Genomic DNA, 15,859 nt, shown 5'->3' with positions numbered 1-15,859 from the left:
TTCATCTCCATTTTATTTTTTAAAAACAGTTAAAATTTCCTTGACTGTCTCCGCCTTGCGAATCCTTTCAACATTGGCTTCGTCCACCAACGCATTTGTGATTGTACTTAAAATTTCTAAATGTTCATTATCTTTTCCGGCAATCCCAATAAAGATATACGCGATATCACCATCTGGAAAAGCTACGCCTTCAGGTACTTGAATAATTGATACTCCAGAATGTTTAATCGCTCCGCGAGCGTCTTCTAAACCATGAGGAATTGCCACATGATTTCCTACATAGACTGGCAAACGATTATTTCGTTCAATCATTTGATCTACATAATCACCAGTTACATAACCTCTTTTCACTAGCAGATTCCCCGAAGCGATAATAGCTTCTTCTACATTATTAAAATTTTGATTTAAGAGGATATTGTGTTCATTTAAGATTTTGGAATCAATTGCAATTGCTTCTTCAGTCTCAAAAATTTCTGGTTCGCTACTTTCACTATTTCTCTCTTTAACAAAAGCAATTGCTTCATCGTAATCGCTCTCTTTCAAGAAATTATTAATTGGAATGTAAGCAATATTAGGATTGTTTCCACTAATCTCGGCTCGTTCAATTAACGAGTCCAGTGTAATAACCAGATCGGCATCAGAATCAATTTGATTAGCGGAAGAATTAACCACTTTAATCCCACCTAAACCTTCTGATTTCAAGCGTTTCTTCAAGACAGAAGCCCCCATCGCACTAGAACCCATCCCTGAATCACAAGCCACGACAATTTTTGCCACTGCTGCATTGATTTTTTTCAATAATGCTGTTTGTTTTCCAGAACTTGCAGCAAAATCAGCCACACTCCGAACTTTACGATCACCGACTTCAAAACTTTCTAGCTCATTTTCTTCACCTGATCCGAATGTCTTTAATAAGAACATTCCTATCAGGGTCGAGACAATGAAACCAGCAAGTATCGAGACAAAATTGGCAAAGATGGCATCTTTTGGTGTCATTAAAGCAATATTTATCAAACTACCCGGCGAGGCGACTCCGATCAACCCGCCTCCTAACAAGACCTGCAAGTACAAGGAGACCGCCAAGCCACCCATTGTGGCAAAGACCATAATCGGATTTCCTAAAACAAATGGGAAGTAAACCTCCCCAATCCCGGCAATTCCAGCAATAAACATCGCCATCGGAGCTGTGTTTTTTGCTTTACCGCGACCAAATAAGGCAATTGAGAATAACGTTCCTAATAATGGACCATTATTTGTATCAACCAAGAACATAATTGATTTTCCTAATTCTGCAGCTTGGGCGTACCCAATTGGCGCTAAAATCCCATGATTCACTACATTATTTAAAAATAATACCTGAGCTGGAGCCATAAAAACGGATAACACGGGAATCATGCGATTATCGGTTGCCCACTGAACCCCCGCGGTTAAGATAGCAACTAAACCACGAATTGCTGGTCCTACAGACAGAAAAGCTACGATTGTAAAAATGGCACCAATAATACCTAAACTAAAATTATTAACAAACATTTCAAAGCCCGGTTTAATACGACCATCAATAAATTGATCAAATTTCTTTAAGACCCAAGCGGATAATGGCCCCATGATCATCGCACCACTAATCATAGTGATGTCTGAACCTACTACCACACCCATACTAGTGAATAAACCAATTACCCCACCACGTTGACCATGAATATTGTATCCAGCAGTGTAACCAATTAATAATGGAAAGACATAATTTAAAATCGGACCAACAAGTTCATTTAATTGAGCATTGGGTAACCAACCATTGGGAATGAATAGTGCGGCCATCAAACCCCAACCAACAAAAGCACCTAGATTTGGCATTACCATGCCACTCATGAATCCACCGAAGCGGCGAATTTTAGCCAAAATACCTGGTTTATTTTGAGAGATTTCCATCCAGTTTTCCTCCTAACGAGTAGATTTAGCGCCTGTGATATTAATTGTCGTGCCAGAAATATATGAAGCATGATCAGATGATAAGTAACAAATTAAGTCAGCAATTTCCGTCATTTTCCCAGGACGATTTAATGGGATTGATGAAAAGTCTTGATGAACAACATTTGGATCAAGGCCACGAGTATAAGCTAATGCTTTAAAATTTGCATCGTTGTTCATTGGTGTTCTTTCATTAATGCCAGGTGCTACTGCTACGACGCGAATATTAAATTGACCTAATTCTTTTGCCCAAGCTTTGGTAAAGGCATGAACTGCAGCTTTATTCGCTGAGTAAACACTTTGGCCTTTGGAACCCTCAATCCCTGCTTCAGAAGACATGCTGATAATGACGCCAAATTCTTGTTTCACCATGACTCTCGCCACCGCTTGAGAGCATAAGAAAACACCTTTTTGATTGACGTTAGTCATGAAATCAAAATCATCTTCAGTCAATTCGTATTCAGGATGTTCTCCATAATAATCCACCAACATCCGTGGACGACTTACGCCAGCATTGTTGACTAAAATATCAATTTTGCCAAATTTTTCAACAACCTCAGCTACCATGCTATCTACAGAGGCCTTATTGGCAACATCGCAAACGATTAAGGTCACATTGTCTTTACCTGCATGAGTATCCATCTCAGTGATATCTGCTGAGATCACCTGTGCCCCATTTGTTGCAAGTGCATCGACCATTTTTTCACCTAACCCCATACTTCCACCCGTTACAATTGCCACTTTTCCAGATAAGTCCAACCATTTTTCCATCATTTTTTCGCACCTCGTTTTAAATTTTTAAAACAAGCTATTTTTTTGCTTGTTTTTAGTGAATACTCATTGCTTGTTTACATTGTAAACGCTTAACGTGCAAATTACAACATTTTTTTGCGCAATCATTCATTTTTTTTGCACGATTGCGTTTTATAAAAAAATTTTTTATTGCGATTTTATGGTAATATTAAGGAAATGAATATAAGTAAGAAGGGATTTTATGCTGAAGAGAGAAAGACAGAATTTAATTTTAGAAGAATTAAATGCGAAAAAAAAGATTTTAGCAATTGATTTGAGTCGGAAATTCGAAGTTTCTGAAGATACAATTCGAAGAGATTTGCGGGAGTTGGATCAACTAGGCTTGGTAAAACGAATTTACAGTGGGGCCATCAGTTTAGGTCCAGCCGTCACAACATTTGAACAACGTTTGTCTTCAAATGTTGAAAAAAAACAGGCTTTGGTTGCCCAAACGCTACCACTGCTAACTGAGGATAGTGTCATTTTAATTGATGGTGGCACTACTAATCTTGAATTGGTTAAAGCGTTACCGGAAGAATTTTCAGCTACAATTGTCACAAATTCACCTTTTATTACGATTGAAGCAATCAAAAAAAGAAATATCAAGACTATTGCTTTGGGTGGAATTGTCGCGAAACGAGCAGCCATTAGTTTAGGTGTAGAAGCCTTAACTGTCTTAGATGAAATGCGGATTGATACTTATCTAATGGGTATTTATAATTTTCATCCGGAAATTGGCGTGACGGTCCACAGTCAACAAGAATCTCAAATGAAACAAAAAATGTGTCAAGTTTCTGATGAAGTGATCGCCATGGCTTCAGCTGATAAGCTAAATGTTTATAGTAATTATATTTGCTGTACGCCAGAAGATGTAACCATTTTAGTCACTGATGCCAAAGATCAAAAACTTTTAGCCGAGTTCAGTAAAAAAAATATTCACGTCAAACCGGCCTAGGGTAAAGAAGCCCGTCAAAATTTTATTGATGGGCTTCTTTATTTGTTACTCCAAGTTTGCATGATACTGCCACAACTTCGGCATATCAATCTGATTTTTCTGAATTATCATTAATGCGATTGTATCTCCTAACAACAATAAACTTTGTTCAAATAAACTAGTCATCGGTTGAATTGAAGGGATTTCTCCTGGTAAATTTAGTTTCGTTTGAACAGGAATTCGCACAAAATAATCTGTCAACTCGCTCATGGAACTCTTAGGATTGGCACCGATATGGGCAACTTTAGCATTAAAGGATCGGGCTTTTCTAGCAATTCCTAATGGAAATAAACTTTCCCCACTACCAGAGCCAACAATCAATAAATCATTTTCAGTAATCGCTGGTTCAGTAATCTGACCCACTACTACAGTATCTACACCTAGATGTGCTAAACGCTTGGCAACTGCTTCTAATGATAATAAAACCCGACCAACTCCTACGAAAAATACACGATCAGCTTGCTCGATTGCACCAATCAATTGATCAACCTGTTCATTTGAAACTGCTTCTAAAGTAGAAATTAATTCTGATAAAATTTCTTTTTGTACTTGGTTAAATGACATCTTTATCCTCCAATCACTTTCATCAAAGTTGCTTTATTTTCCGTTAAAGTATTATCCGGAATAAATAAGCTGGTGCTTCCTAACACTAAATTATTGGCACCTGCCTTAATTAGATCCGGTATAGATGCTAGTGAGACCCGGCCATCCACTTGAATAGCAGTCGTTAAACTATTTTTCTCGATTAATGTTTTCAGATCAATAATTTTTTGTTGCGCATAAGGAACTTGCTTTTCATTCTTATTACCTGCAAAACCAGGATTAATAAGCATCAAGCAGACCAAGTCTAAATCAGGTAAAACATAAGCTAAATCTGACAAAGGAGTCGCTGGATTTAAAGCTACACCTACTTTGGTACCGGCATTTTTAATTAATTGAATGTACCGATCTACGTGTAAACTGGTTTCTAGGTGAAAAGTGATGCTTTCCACGCCAATTTTCAGCATTTCTTGAATGAAAAATTCGTTATTTGTGGACATAATATGAATATCAAAATTCATTTTTGTAATTTCCCGCATCCGCTTAATCGTCTCTAAACCTAAAGGCATACTGGGAGAAAAATCGCCATCAATCACATCGATATGCAAGGTATTTAAACCATTTTTCTCCAGTTCACGAATATCATTCTCTAAATTAACCAAATCAGCACACATAATTGACGGTGACAGCACAATATCTTTCGTCATTTTTATATATCTCCTCTCTTAATTGCTTTCATTGTAAACGCTCATTAAATATAAATCAACACAAACATGCAAAATAAATTATATATTTTGCATGTTAATGCTTTTAAGCATGCAAAATATTGAAAAATTGACGACAAACCGCAAAAATGAGAAAATATAAAAAAGACTTAAAGTAGGTGCTAAAAAGATGTTAAAAGAGGAAAGACAGCAGACAATTATCGATATTTTAAATTCCGAACAAAAAGTCATTGCCAGTGATTTAAGTGCTCGCTTGGAAGTTTCTGAAGACACAATTCGCCGTGATCTAAAGGAACTAGATAGTAAAGGCCTTTTAAAACGTGTTCATAGTGGCGCATTACGGGTAGGGCCTCCTGTGACTGATTTTAGCTTTCGGATTAATCTAGACAACGACAAAAAAACAGCGTTAGCCAAAAAAGCCTTGCCGTTTCTAAAAGAAGACAGTGTCATTATCATCGATGGTAGTACGACTAATCTAGCTTTAGCCAACGAAATTCCGCTAGATTTTAGAGGACGGATTATCACTAACAGTCCACCGATTGCAATGGCATTGTCCCAGCATAAAAATTTAGAAGTAATTAATCTGGGGGGAGAATTTTATAAACAATCAATGATTAATATTGGGGTAACAACTTATAAGAGTCTCAAACAAATTCGGGCCGATCTTTATGTAATGGGGGTATATAATCTTGATTTAGATGCAGGAACAAGTGTCCCTACGATAGCTGAGGCAGAAATTAAACAAGAAATGACAAGGTGTGCTACTGAAGTTTTAGGCATGGCCACAACTGATAAGTTTAGTACTGTCAGTCATGCAATTGTCGGACCAATTGATGATTTAACTTATTTAATTGCGGAAAAATTACCTAATCAAATTCGTCGAGAATATAGTTTGAAAGATGTTCTATTAATTGATTGAAAACGTTTGTGTTATAATAAATTCATCAAATAACAGGAGGTATTTTATGAGTTTAGCAGAAACCCAACAAGAAATGGCGCAACAAAATAAGATTTTGATGGAAGCCATCGGAAGTACCGGTCAAGCATTTAAGGGAATGGCACAAGCGATTAACGAGGAAAGTGCCGTTGATGCCAAAACGAAAGAACTAATTACTTTAGGCGTAGCTATTGGTGCTCGTTGCGAAGGTTGCATCATCACACATGTCGGTTTAGCGATTAAAGCTGGCGCAACTTTTGAAGAGCTAGCTGATGTAGCAAAAATTGCAATTGGTATGTCTGGCGGACCTGGGGCAGCCTACAGTGGGAAAGCCTTAGCTTATGCGAAAGAAATGTTAGAAAATCAATAAGAGAAAAGCCAGAGCAATTTTATGCTCTGGCAATTTTTAGGCTTTTTCACGTCCCACTCTTGTATGATTTAATAATAGATTCAAAATAATTGCGATAATTGTAGTAAGAACTACTTCAGAACCACCAAAAATTTGATCGACCCAAGCAGGAAATCCTGGACCAGCCAATGAACCTGTTGTCAACGGGATTCCAATCCCAAAAGCTAACGATAAGCCGATGATGCCTGTATTAATTCGAGAAAAACCAGCCGATGCAATCATTTTCATTCCCGTCATGGAGATTGAAGCAAATACAGCAATAGTAGCCCCACCAATTACGGCTTGTGGAATAGTCGTCAATAAGGCTGAAATTTTAGGCACAAATCCAGCAATCATTAAAACAACTGATGCAAACAAGAAAACACCACGATTAACTACTTTAGTAACAGAAACCAAACCGATATTTTGACTAAAAGTTGCTGTAGGTAATGCTCCGAAAAACGCCCCTACAAAAGTTGTAATACTATTTCCTATGATACCGCCGCCTAATTCTTGATTGGTTGGCTCACGATCTAAACCACTGACAGTCAAAGCAGTCAAATCTCCTATCGCCTGCACTGCATTTACAATAAACATAATAGTTAAAGTTACGATGGGAATAACTTCAAATTCTGGTTTAAAATGTAATGGCTGAACCATTTGGAAATAACCAGCATTTGAAATCGCCGAAAAATCTACCATTCCCAATACAATGGATAATAGATAACCAGCAATTACACCAATTAAAATTGATGCTAGACTAAACACGCCTTTAACAAAATACGTAAAGAAAAAAACAATCGCAAACGTCGCTAAGCCTACGCCCCAATTTTGCAGCGAACCAAAAGTAGGACTAGCTTTTCCTCCCGCCATATAACCTACCGCTACATCAAATAATGAAAATCCAATACTCAAAATAACTGTTCCAGTAACCAAAGGTGGAAATAATATTCGAATCTTATTAATCCCCAGACCAACTAAGACGGAAACAATACTACCCACCATCTGAGCACCAATGATCATGCCAAAACCTGAAGCTTCTCCATTGGTGATAGAAAGTAAAATTGGCACATAGGCAAAACTAGTCCCCATCATCACTGGTAGCCGGGAACCAATTCCAAAAGGTTTAAAAAGTTGAATCAAGGTAGCAAAACCAGAAAAAACTAAACAAGTTTGAATAATTAAGGTTCGATCTGCCGCACCCATTCCGCTGGCTCCGGCAATCATGATTCCGGGTGTAACGATTCCAACGGCTGCTGCGACAACGTGCTGCATACCTAAAGGAACTACTTCTGATAGTTTAGTTTTTGCATCGTACTGAAATAAATTGCTTTTCATCTCTGCTTTCATTCTTTTCCTCCTCAAAACATTTTTCTTAGACTTAAGTGACTGAACAATTAATGATTCGAAAGTGAATAGCATCACAAGGACAAATAGAAAGGGCTTACATTTTGAAAAAAGATCATGACTTGTCACCTTCAACAAATCTATTATATAAAAATATTTTTTTCGATACAAATAATTTTTTGTTTTTTTAAAATATTTTCATGAGATTCTCTTTTGAATCTTTAAACCGTTATTTAATTTAAGCGCTTTCAATATGTGCCGCAATAAAAAAGAGAAACAGTTCCAGCTGTTTCTCTCGTACTTATTTAATTAAAAGCTTTTAACAAGCGCACGTAAGTTTCTACACCCGTCAACAATGCAGCTTCATCAAATTGCATTTTTCCATTGTGTAACGGATGAATATAACCTTTTTCTTCGTTACGAATACCTAAAAAGAAAAATAATCCTGGTATTTCAGTTTGATACAAAGAAAAATCTTCAGCCGTCAAAGAAGGCGGCGTTTCTTCATAGTATTCTGATGTCGTTTCAGCTAAAATTTGGACCATTTCTGGATCATTATCAACCACTCGATACATGTGATTAAATTGGACTTCTGCTTCACAACCGTAACCTTTAGCAATCTCTCCAGCTAAAAGTTCAATTCGTCGAACGATTTCATCATATACCCGATCATCAAATGCCCGTAAAGTACCTTTCATTTCAACTTCTTTAGCAACGATATTCATTGCCTCACCACCATGAATCGTTCCAAAATTCAAAACTACGGCGTCTAAAGGATTGATATTTTTCGCTAAAATACTATTTAGGCCTGAAATAATTCCACCGGCAGCCACAATAGCATCTGCCCCTAATTGCGGTTGGGCGCCATGACTGGAACGGCCTTTAATTTTCAAAGTGACTTCAGCATTTCTTGCCATTAAGCCATGAGGACGTGAAGCAATTTTCCCAGCAGATAAATCTGGCCAAACATGGAGACCGACAATTTTTTCTACGCCTAATTTTTGTAAAATCCCTGTTTCTAAAATTAACTTCGCTCCACCAGGACCCTCTTCGGCTGGCTGAAAAATTAAAACGACCGTACCAATAATTTCATCAGGATGTGCAGTTAAATATTTGGCAAAAGCTAATAAGGTCGCCATGTGTCCATCATGTCCGCAAGCATGCATCTTCCCTTTAGTTTTTGAGGCAAATGAAATACCCGTTTCTTCTTCTACAGGTAACGCATCAATATCTGAACGAAAAGCAATGGTTTTGCCAGTTTTTTCTCCTCGTAAGACAGCAATTATTCCAGTTTCAATCACTTCATAAATTTCTTGAATACCAAATTCGGTTAATTTTTGACGAATATATGCAGCTGTTTTTTTTTCAGCTAAACCCAGTTCAGGGATTTGATGCAAATCACGACGAGTCTGTGTCACAAAAGATTCTAATTCAATTATTTCTGAAGCTAGCATTTAATCAACTCCATTTTTTTTATTTTCATATTATAATATAGATCGCTACTTTTGCCTAATTTTAATAAAAAATGATTATTTTATGAAAATTTATTGACTACAGTAGCTGAATTCTGTAGGATAAAGCTATAAGGAATCGTTTTCACAGATTTCTAATGTATTACGTTACAGTTCACTAAAGGTGCAGAATTATCCGCTAATTCTCTAACCTCTTAATCGAATCCTTTCGTTATATTCCTGCTGCACCTTTTTTATTATCAGTCCCCCATCTTGGGAGGCTGATTTTTTTGTTAATAACTTGGGTTTTCATTAGAAAATCATTGATACTTTCTCATATAATAGTTATAATTCAATCATCTTAATAAGAATATTTTTTTCGAGGAGTGTATAGATTGAAAATTTTTGAAGGCTCTGCAGTTGCACTAGTCACCCCATTTTTTGCGGATGGCTCTGTCGATTTTAAACAATTAGAAGAACTAACTGAATGGCAAGTTTCTCAAGGTACTGATGCAATTGTCGCTTGTGGAACGACTGGGGAAGCATCGACCTTAACCAATGATGAACATATTGCTGTCATCGAAGCAGTAGTAAAAAAAGTAGATGGCCGAATTCCTGTGATTGCCGGTACTGGTGTTAACGACACCAATCATGCGATCGAATTATCAACTGGCGCGGAAAGAGTTGGCGCGAATGCTTTATTAGTAGTAACACCTTATTACAACAAAGCCAATGAAGATGGTTTGTTCATGCATTATGAAAAAATTGCTCAAAGTGTCAAACTGCCTATTTTATTATATTCAGTTGCCTCACGGACAAACTTTAATATCCCACCTCATATGGTAAAAAGATTAGCTACAATTCCAAATATTGTGGGCATCAAAGAAGCTTCTGGCGATATTTCGCAAATCGCTACAATTGCTCAAATCATGGCTAAAGAGCAAAACTTCGCGATTTATTCTGGCAATGATGACCAAGTCTTAGCCATTACAGCATTGGGCGGTTCTGGCACGATCTCAACGATCGCCAACATTGCTCCAAAAGCGACCAGCGAATTAACAAAACGTTTATTAGCCGGCGATTATGAACGGGCACGTCAATTACAATTGGCACAAATTCCTTTGATTCATGCAATTTTCTCTGAAGTCAATCCTATTCCAGTTAAAAAAGCTGTTGGACTACTTAAAGGAACCGAAACTCATTATCGCTTACCGTTAAGCCAACCATCTGAGGCAACAGTGGCTCGTTTAGAAAAAGAAATGCAAGCGTACGGTTTGGAGGGTTAACATGCTAGACGTTATATTAAGTGGCGCCAATGGCAAAATGGGTAAAGTTTTGCAAGGAATAATTGCTCAACAAACTGAAATGCAAGTCGTAGCTGGTGTCGATCGTGAATCTTTTACTGCTGAGTTCCCTACTTTTACCCAAATTTCTGACGTAAATGTTTCAGCAGATGTGATCATTGACTTTTCCCACTTTTCAAATGTACCAGCAGTTTTAGGGTTTGCAGTTGAGAAAAAAATGCCCGTGGTAATTGCTACAACTGGTTTGGAAGAAGAACAAAAACAAGCATTATTAGCTGCTAGCAAAGAAACTGCCGTCTTCTTCTCAGCCAATATGTCTCTAGGCATTAATTTATTAGCGAAAGCCATTCGCGAAATTACACCGTTACTAGAAGACGAATTTAATATCGAAATTGTAGAAAAACACCACAATTTGAAAAAAGACGCCCCTAGCGGCACTGCCTTACTTTTAGCGGATGCCGTCAATGACAGTGTTAAAGAAAAGAAAGAATATATTTATGGTCGCCATGGTAATGATTTAACCAATCCATTATCTGAACTAGGCATTCATGCTGTTCGCGGTGGGACGATTCCCGGTGAACATACCGTAATTTATGCTGGTCCCGATGAAATCATTGAGCTGAATCATTTTGCTTTATCCCGTAATATATTTGCCAACGGCGCAGTAAAAGCTGCCAAATATATAAATAAAAAACCTGCTGGCCTATACGACATGGAAAAATTAATTGATGAGAAATGAGGATACTATGACAAATTTTACTGACCCTTATGAAATTGCCAAATATATAAAAAATGCTGAAAAAATGACCCCTGTCAAAGCTTATGTCCAAGGAAATTTAACTGACGTAACCGCTGACAAAGTACAATTTTTTGGTGAAAACAATAGCTGGACTTTAATTGGTGATGCTGCTGCGGTGAAAAAAGTATTAGCCGACAATGCAGAGAAAATCACTGACAGCTATTTGGAAAATGATCGCCGTAATTCAGCGATTCCCATGCTAGATATGACTGGAATCAATGCTCGAATCGAACCGGGTGCCTTTATCCGTGATCGAGTAGCGATTGGTGATAATGCTGTGATTATGATGGGGGCCGTAATTAATATTGGTGCTTCCATCGGCGAAGAAACAATGATTGATATGGGCGCAATTTTAGGCGCACGAGCAACTGTCGGCAACCACGCTCACATTGGTGCTGGCGCAGTCTTAGCTGGCGTTTTAGAGCCACCTTCAGCGACACCAGTTATCATTGAGGACAATGTTTTAGTTGGTGCCAATGCCGTAGTTTTAGAAGGCGTTCGCGTCGGAAAAGATGCGGTTGTTGCTGCTGGTGCTATCGTAACTGAAGATGTACCTGCTGGCGCTGTCGTTGCCGGCTCTCCAGCTAAAGTCATCAAGATGAAAGATGAAAAGACTGCTGGTAAAACAGAATTCTTAAACGATTTGCGTAAATAGTCATTTTTCTCTACAATTTATTTTGTAGGGAATTTTTTTATTTTAGGAGGGATTTTTTGAAAGATTTAATTGATTATTTAGAAGAACATGTCGATGGAAAAACTTTAGCCACCGAAGAACTAATCTATGAATTAGAAAACGGCGAATTGCAAGGTGTTTACAATGATCAAATGTCCTTTTCCAATTTAAAATACAATAAATCAAGTTGCCAATGGGACATGTTCATTGTATCAAATGAAAAAATTTGGGAAATGACTGCTGGTAAACCTGATAAATTGAGAAAAGATTTCAGCAGTGTGGGACTTTTTCGTTTTGAACTAGCAAAACGGCATAGCAGCGGGAAAATTACCGGTAGCTTTCGCTTCATTTCAGCAACCGGAAAGGACGTACCTGCCAATGGAATCGTCAGTGGAATTTATGATGTGCAATTAGAAGATCAAGTATTATCGTTAATGGAGGACCAGACTTTGTATCGCGACCAACCGATTGCTGATGGAAAATTTAAAGCAATCGCCTTTAAAGCTCGTCACAAATTTTATTTAGATCAAGAAAAACTCCATTATCATTACGATGGAGAAAGCTTTGATGTAGATACGGTTAGCTTACTTCGCAAAGAATCTGGCGACCACTTTCCACCATTTGTGTCGGCGGAAAAATAGTTCCCATAAACTGTCGTTACGGCAGTTTTTTTGTATCCAAAAGAGCACCACAGGACAAATCTCGCAAATTTCTTTATGATAAGCTAAAAGAAAAAGGAGTGAAGAAAAATGTGGGATAGATTTGATCGTGCAAATAAGCCAACGATGGATCAAGTTACAAATTTTGTACAAAATCCCCTTTGGAATGAGTTGACTGATTACATTATGCAAACTTACATTGTAAAGCCTCTTTTTGAATATAGTGGCTGTAATCCTGGCGGTTGGAATGTAAAATTTCGCAAAGCTGGTCGCAGCTTGTGTACTTTATATCCGATGGAAAATTATTTTATTTGCTTGATTGTAATTAGTCAGAAAGAAAAAGCTGATTTTAACGAACAATTGGAAAGTTTCACCCCTTATTTACAAGATTTAAATAACACAACTAAAGAAGGAATGGGTCAAAAGTGGTTAATGATTAATGTCAAAGATGAAGATATCTTACCTGATATTAAACAATGCTTAGCCATTCGTGCAGTAAAAAGAAAAGTCTAACGATTGGTTGTAAATGTTTTTTAAAACAAAGGAGGTATTTATGGAAACTTGGCAGGAAATTCAACAAACGATTGATTATATTGAAGACCATTTACAACAAGATCTAAGAGCTATTGATTTAGCAAAAATGGCACATCTCTCCCCTTTTTATTATCAACGTCTATTTAAAAGATTGGTAGGTCGCTCTTTTTCAGAATATGTAAAACTGCGACGACTGGCAAAAGCCAGTCAACTTTTATTGGAAACGGACCATCGGATTTTGGACATTGCTATAAAAACAGGATTTCAAAGTCATGCCGTTTTTACCAAAGCTTTTAAATCAGCTTACGGCCTGACTCCTGAAAAATTTAGACAAGAAAGACCTTTACTAAATCAAGTCGCCAAACCAGAATTACGCCTAATGTATACTGACGTAGATGAAAATGTTCCGCTGATTACTTCCCAGATGGTTTTGGAAATCCAGCGCCATACAATAACAGTGCCTGAAACTTATCTAGGTTTTATAGGCGACCTATCAATCGCCAGTCATATCCCAATCGCGGGCGCAACAGGCATCGATGGTCCAGCAAAACTATGGAAAAAATTTCATCGTGTTAAAAAGAATTATCCAGTTATTTTACCTGATGGTCCTGAATTAGGTGCCTCATTTCTCAAAGATCAAAGCATCGATCCGACTACTTTAGGAAAAGACGCTAGCTTTAATTATTTCGCAGGAGGTAAAAGTGACGGCACTTTAGTTCCCGATTTAGCAGAATGGCGGATGGAACCTGGCGAATATGTGGTCTGCCATTTTGAAGCTGAAGATTTGAAAACAGCAACAATGCAACATATTGATACGGCACTAAAATATTTATTAGAGATCTGGCTACCTGCCCATAAAATACACATCGCGCCTTTTTCGGTGGAAAAATATCTGTTGTCTACTGAACAAATTCAAAAAATTGAAATTTGGGTGAAAATTTTAAATCAAGAACTGTGAGATCCGCTACTAAGCGAATTTCACAGTTCTTTTATTGCCTATTTCAAAAAAAATCATGGATATTGAATATTTCTGCTTGACTTATACATTTATAATGCTTAGGATGAATCTTGTAAATTTAAAATATACAACAAAAAAAGGAGCTATTTGATATGAATTATTTAGTAACAGGTGCCACTGGTGGATTTGGACAATTGGCCTTAGGATTTTTAAAAGATTTAGTGCCACAAGAAAATATTTTTGCTTTAGCCCGCAGCCAAGAAAAAGCAGAAAAATTAACAGCAGAAGGTTTTAAGGTACGGATTGCCGATTACAGCGATGCTGAAAAAATGAACGCTGCCTTGAAAGATATCGATGCACTCTTATTTGTTTCTGGTGCGCCAGGTAATCGTCAGGCAGAGCATGAAAATGTTATCCATGCTGCTAAAGCTAACGATGTATCTTTTATCGCCTACACTAGTTTTGCAGATGTGGATCATTCAACTAGTGCTTTAGCTGCTGACCATCTATTCACCGAAAAAACGATTAAAGCATCCGGCATTTCCCATACTTTTTTACGAAACAATTGGTATTTAGAAAATGAGTTATCGATTGCCGGTGCAGCCTTAGCAGGTGGAAAATTTGTTTATGCAGCAGAAAATGGTAAAACTGGCTGGGCTTTAAAACGTGAATATGCTGAAGTTGCCGCGAAAGCTGTAGCAACGAGAGAATTCCCTGAGGTTTTAGAATTATCTGGAACACCAGTATCTTACGGAGAATTGGCTCAAGATTTGAAAGAAGCAACCGGCAAAGATTTTGAAGTCATTGCTGGTAGTGATCAAGCATTCATCGAAAATCTGGTTACTAATGGATTGCCTCAGTCTGTGGCAGAAATGTTTTTAACCTTCCAACACGATATTAATAATAATCAGTTGGATGTCACTTCTGATGATTTTGCTCGAGCTTTAGGTCGTCCACTTACTTCACGGGTAGATGGATTAAAAGAATTATTGCAAGGCTAATAAATTTAAAAATTATCATGGAAAATTGCCTATCGAACAGTCTGAAAACTGCTTGATAGGCTTTTTTCTGTTTGAAGAAAAGCACATAAATTCTCCATCTTGGCTAGCAGTTTTTTTGGAGCATATCGATTGATGCTTCGTTAACTACATATTAAATGAATTGTTAGTGGTTTGATAAAGTACAATAATACTCAGCTATTCAAAAATCTAAAGTTTGTACAACAAATCTGACTGAAGATAGTCTACCTACTCCGTTTTATGAATTGGCATTTAACAACTCATTTATATAGTTTGAGATCGCTACAAGTATAGACTCTAAATAACAATAAAAAAATGTTAAAATAAATTATTAACTCTTTTAAGGAGGTCGTCAGGTGCCAGAAAATGAACCAGAATCTAAACATCAGGTGTACCAACGTTTAATAAATAAGACAGAAGATTATATTGAACAACATCTCAGTGAAGCGATTAGCTTGGAAGATCTAGCAATTCATGCGCATTTTTCCAATTTTCATTTTCACCGTATTTTTAAAAAATACGCAACAGAATCTTTAAATCAATTTATTACCCGCTTTAAATTGGAACGGGCAGCTATTTTTATATCCGTCAATCAGACGATTCCAATTACTGAAGTAGCTTTAAATTACGGTTACAATGATAGCAGTACCTTCAGTAAAGCTTTTAAACGACAATTTGGTTTTAGCCCGACACAATATCGTATACAGCAAGAATTGACAAGAAATCAATGACTGATTCTTTCATAATCAAGTTATCTTAAAATATAGGAGGATC

At 37.2% G+C, this 15,859-nt stretch carries 17 protein-coding genes; 11 read left to right on the top strand and 6 right to left on the bottom strand.

What is annotated here, in order from left to right; all coding sequences use genetic code 11:
* Positions 1-12: 12 nt before the first annotated feature.
* Positions 13-1,926 (bottom strand): PTS mannitol transporter subunit IICBA, encoded by a 1,914-nt coding sequence (locus ACVWNY_RS16110; RefSeq protein ID WP_454071971.1) that lies wholly within the window; start codon positions 1,924-1,926, stop codon positions 13-15.
* 12 nt (positions 1,927-1,938) lie between these two features.
* On the bottom strand, positions 1,939-2,739 hold the full coding sequence (locus ACVWNY_RS16105; protein ID WP_454071970.1) for a sorbitol-6-phosphate dehydrogenase subunit: 801 nt from the start codon (positions 2,737-2,739) through the stop codon (positions 1,939-1,941).
* Between the two features lie 220 nt (positions 2,740-2,959).
* Between ACVWNY_RS16105 and ACVWNY_RS16100 the strand changes: the two genes are divergently transcribed.
* Positions 2,960-3,712, top strand: coding sequence for a DeoR/GlpR family DNA-binding transcription regulator (locus ACVWNY_RS16100; RefSeq protein WP_454071969.1), 753 nt, complete (start codon positions 2,960-2,962; stop codon positions 3,710-3,712).
* A 45-nt stretch (positions 3,713-3,757) separates the two neighbouring features.
* Here ACVWNY_RS16100 and hxlB read toward each other — a convergent pair whose 3' ends face one another.
* Together hxlB and ACVWNY_RS16090 are read right to left on the bottom strand one after the other, a co-directional pair.
* Entirely contained in the window at positions 3,758-4,315 is a 558-nt protein-coding gene (gene hxlB / locus ACVWNY_RS16095) for a 6-phospho-3-hexuloisomerase (RefSeq protein WP_454071968.1), read from the bottom strand.
* A 2-nt stretch (positions 4,316-4,317) separates the two neighbouring features.
* Entirely contained in the window at positions 4,318-4,998 is a 681-nt protein-coding gene (locus ACVWNY_RS16090; RefSeq protein WP_454071967.1) for a ribulose-phosphate 3-epimerase, read from the bottom strand.
* 187 nt (positions 4,999-5,185) lie between these two features.
* Between ACVWNY_RS16090 and ACVWNY_RS16085 the strand changes: the two genes are divergently transcribed.
* Together ACVWNY_RS16085 and ACVWNY_RS16080 are read left to right on the top strand one after the other, a co-directional pair.
* Positions 5,186-5,935 (top strand): DeoR/GlpR family DNA-binding transcription regulator, encoded by a 750-nt coding sequence (locus tag ACVWNY_RS16085; RefSeq protein ID WP_438720833.1) that lies wholly within the window; start codon positions 5,186-5,188, stop codon positions 5,933-5,935.
* Between the two features lie 46 nt (positions 5,936-5,981).
* Positions 5,982-6,323: a carboxymuconolactone decarboxylase family protein gene (locus ACVWNY_RS16080; RefSeq protein WP_438720834.1), complete on the top strand. Its 342-nt coding sequence runs from the start codon at positions 5,982-5,984 to the stop codon at positions 6,321-6,323.
* 36 nt (positions 6,324-6,359) lie between these two features.
* On the opposite strand, the gene ACVWNY_RS16075 is transcribed toward ACVWNY_RS16080, so the two are convergent.
* Entirely contained in the window at positions 6,360-7,691 is a 1,332-nt protein-coding gene (locus ACVWNY_RS16075) for a uracil-xanthine permease family protein (RefSeq protein WP_454071966.1), read from the bottom strand.
* 302 nt (positions 7,692-7,993) lie between these two features.
* On the bottom strand, positions 7,994-9,142 hold the full coding sequence (locus ACVWNY_RS16070) for a M20 metallopeptidase family protein (protein WP_454071965.1): 1,149 nt from the start codon (positions 9,140-9,142) through the stop codon (positions 7,994-7,996).
* 392 nt (positions 9,143-9,534) lie between these two features.
* On the opposite strand from ACVWNY_RS16070, the gene dapA reads away from it, so the two are divergent.
* From dapA to ACVWNY_RS16030, 8 genes are all read left to right on the top strand, one after another.
* Entirely contained in the window at positions 9,535-10,425 is an 891-nt protein-coding gene (gene dapA, locus ACVWNY_RS16065; protein ID WP_454071964.1) for a 4-hydroxy-tetrahydrodipicolinate synthase, read from the top strand.
* Between the two features lies 1 nt (position 10,426).
* Entirely contained in the window at positions 10,427-11,182 is a 756-nt protein-coding gene (gene dapB / locus ACVWNY_RS16060) for a 4-hydroxy-tetrahydrodipicolinate reductase (protein WP_438720837.1), read from the top strand.
* A gap of 7 nt (positions 11,183-11,189) precedes the next feature.
* On the top strand, positions 11,190-11,897 hold the full coding sequence (dapD, locus tag ACVWNY_RS16055) for a 2,3,4,5-tetrahydropyridine-2,6-dicarboxylate N-acetyltransferase (protein WP_454071963.1): 708 nt from the start codon (positions 11,190-11,192) through the stop codon (positions 11,895-11,897).
* 56 nt (positions 11,898-11,953) lie between these two features.
* Positions 11,954-12,556, top strand: coding sequence for a hypothetical protein (locus ACVWNY_RS16050; protein ID WP_454071962.1), 603 nt, complete (start codon positions 11,954-11,956; stop codon positions 12,554-12,556).
* Between the two features lie 108 nt (positions 12,557-12,664).
* Complete coding sequence (locus ACVWNY_RS16045) at positions 12,665-13,087, top strand: DUF3788 domain-containing protein (protein WP_454071961.1); 423 nt, start codon at positions 12,665-12,667, stop codon at positions 13,085-13,087.
* A 40-nt stretch (positions 13,088-13,127) separates the two neighbouring features.
* Complete coding sequence (locus ACVWNY_RS16040; protein ID WP_454071960.1) at positions 13,128-14,066, top strand: helix-turn-helix transcriptional regulator; 939 nt, start codon at positions 13,128-13,130, stop codon at positions 14,064-14,066.
* 152 nt (positions 14,067-14,218) lie between these two features.
* A complete protein-coding gene (locus ACVWNY_RS16035) occupies positions 14,219-15,067 on the top strand; it encodes an SDR family oxidoreductase (protein WP_454071959.1) in 849 nt (282 codons plus the stop codon).
* A gap of 374 nt (positions 15,068-15,441) precedes the next feature.
* The gene (locus tag ACVWNY_RS16030) at positions 15,442-15,816 is read left to right on the top strand and encodes a helix-turn-helix transcriptional regulator (RefSeq protein ID WP_454071958.1); all 375 of its coding nucleotides are present in this window, start codon (positions 15,442-15,444) and stop codon (positions 15,814-15,816) included.
* Positions 15,817-15,859 lie beyond the last annotated feature (43 nt).

The organism is Enterococcus sp. JNUCC 77 (assembly GCF_054819945.1).
Note: the sequence above shows the minus strand (reverse complement) of the source record. Positions and strands in the feature narration are given on the sequence as shown.

Excerpts from the sequence above, each read along its gene's own strand:
- ACVWNY_RS16110 (WP_454071971.1), bottom strand. The coding sequence starts at position 1,926 with ATGGAAATCTCTCAAAATAAACCAGGTATTTTGGCTAAAATTCGCCGC.
- ACVWNY_RS16105 (WP_454071970.1), bottom strand. The coding sequence starts at position 2,739 with ATGATGGAAAAATGGTTGGACTTATCTGGAAAAGTGGCAATTGTAACG.
- ACVWNY_RS16100 (WP_454071969.1), top strand. The coding sequence starts at position 2,960 with ATGCTGAAGAGAGAAAGACAGAATTTAATTTTAGAAGAATTAAATGCG.
- hxlB (WP_454071968.1), bottom strand. The coding sequence starts at position 4,315 with ATGTCATTTAACCAAGTACAAAAAGAAATTTTATCAGAATTAATTTCT.
- ACVWNY_RS16090 (WP_454071967.1), bottom strand. The coding sequence starts at position 4,998 with ATGACGAAAGATATTGTGCTGTCACCGTCAATTATGTGTGCTGATTTG.
- ACVWNY_RS16085 (WP_438720833.1), top strand. The coding sequence starts at position 5,186 with ATGTTAAAAGAGGAAAGACAGCAGACAATTATCGATATTTTAAATTCC.
- ACVWNY_RS16080 (WP_438720834.1), top strand. The coding sequence starts at position 5,982 with ATGAGTTTAGCAGAAACCCAACAAGAAATGGCGCAACAAAATAAGATT.
- ACVWNY_RS16075 (WP_454071966.1), bottom strand. The coding sequence starts at position 7,691 with ATGAAAGCAGAGATGAAAAGCAATTTATTTCAGTACGATGCAAAAACT.
- ACVWNY_RS16070 (WP_454071965.1), bottom strand. The coding sequence starts at position 9,142 with ATGCTAGCTTCAGAAATAATTGAATTAGAATCTTTTGTGACACAGACT.
- dapB (WP_438720837.1), top strand. The coding sequence starts at position 10,427 with ATGCTAGACGTTATATTAAGTGGCGCCAATGGCAAAATGGGTAAAGTT.
- dapD (WP_454071963.1), top strand. The coding sequence starts at position 11,190 with ATGACAAATTTTACTGACCCTTATGAAATTGCCAAATATATAAAAAAT.
- ACVWNY_RS16045 (WP_454071961.1), top strand. The coding sequence starts at position 12,665 with ATGTGGGATAGATTTGATCGTGCAAATAAGCCAACGATGGATCAAGTT.
- ACVWNY_RS16040 (WP_454071960.1), top strand. The coding sequence starts at position 13,128 with ATGGAAACTTGGCAGGAAATTCAACAAACGATTGATTATATTGAAGAC.
- ACVWNY_RS16035 (WP_454071959.1), top strand. The coding sequence starts at position 14,219 with ATGAATTATTTAGTAACAGGTGCCACTGGTGGATTTGGACAATTGGCC.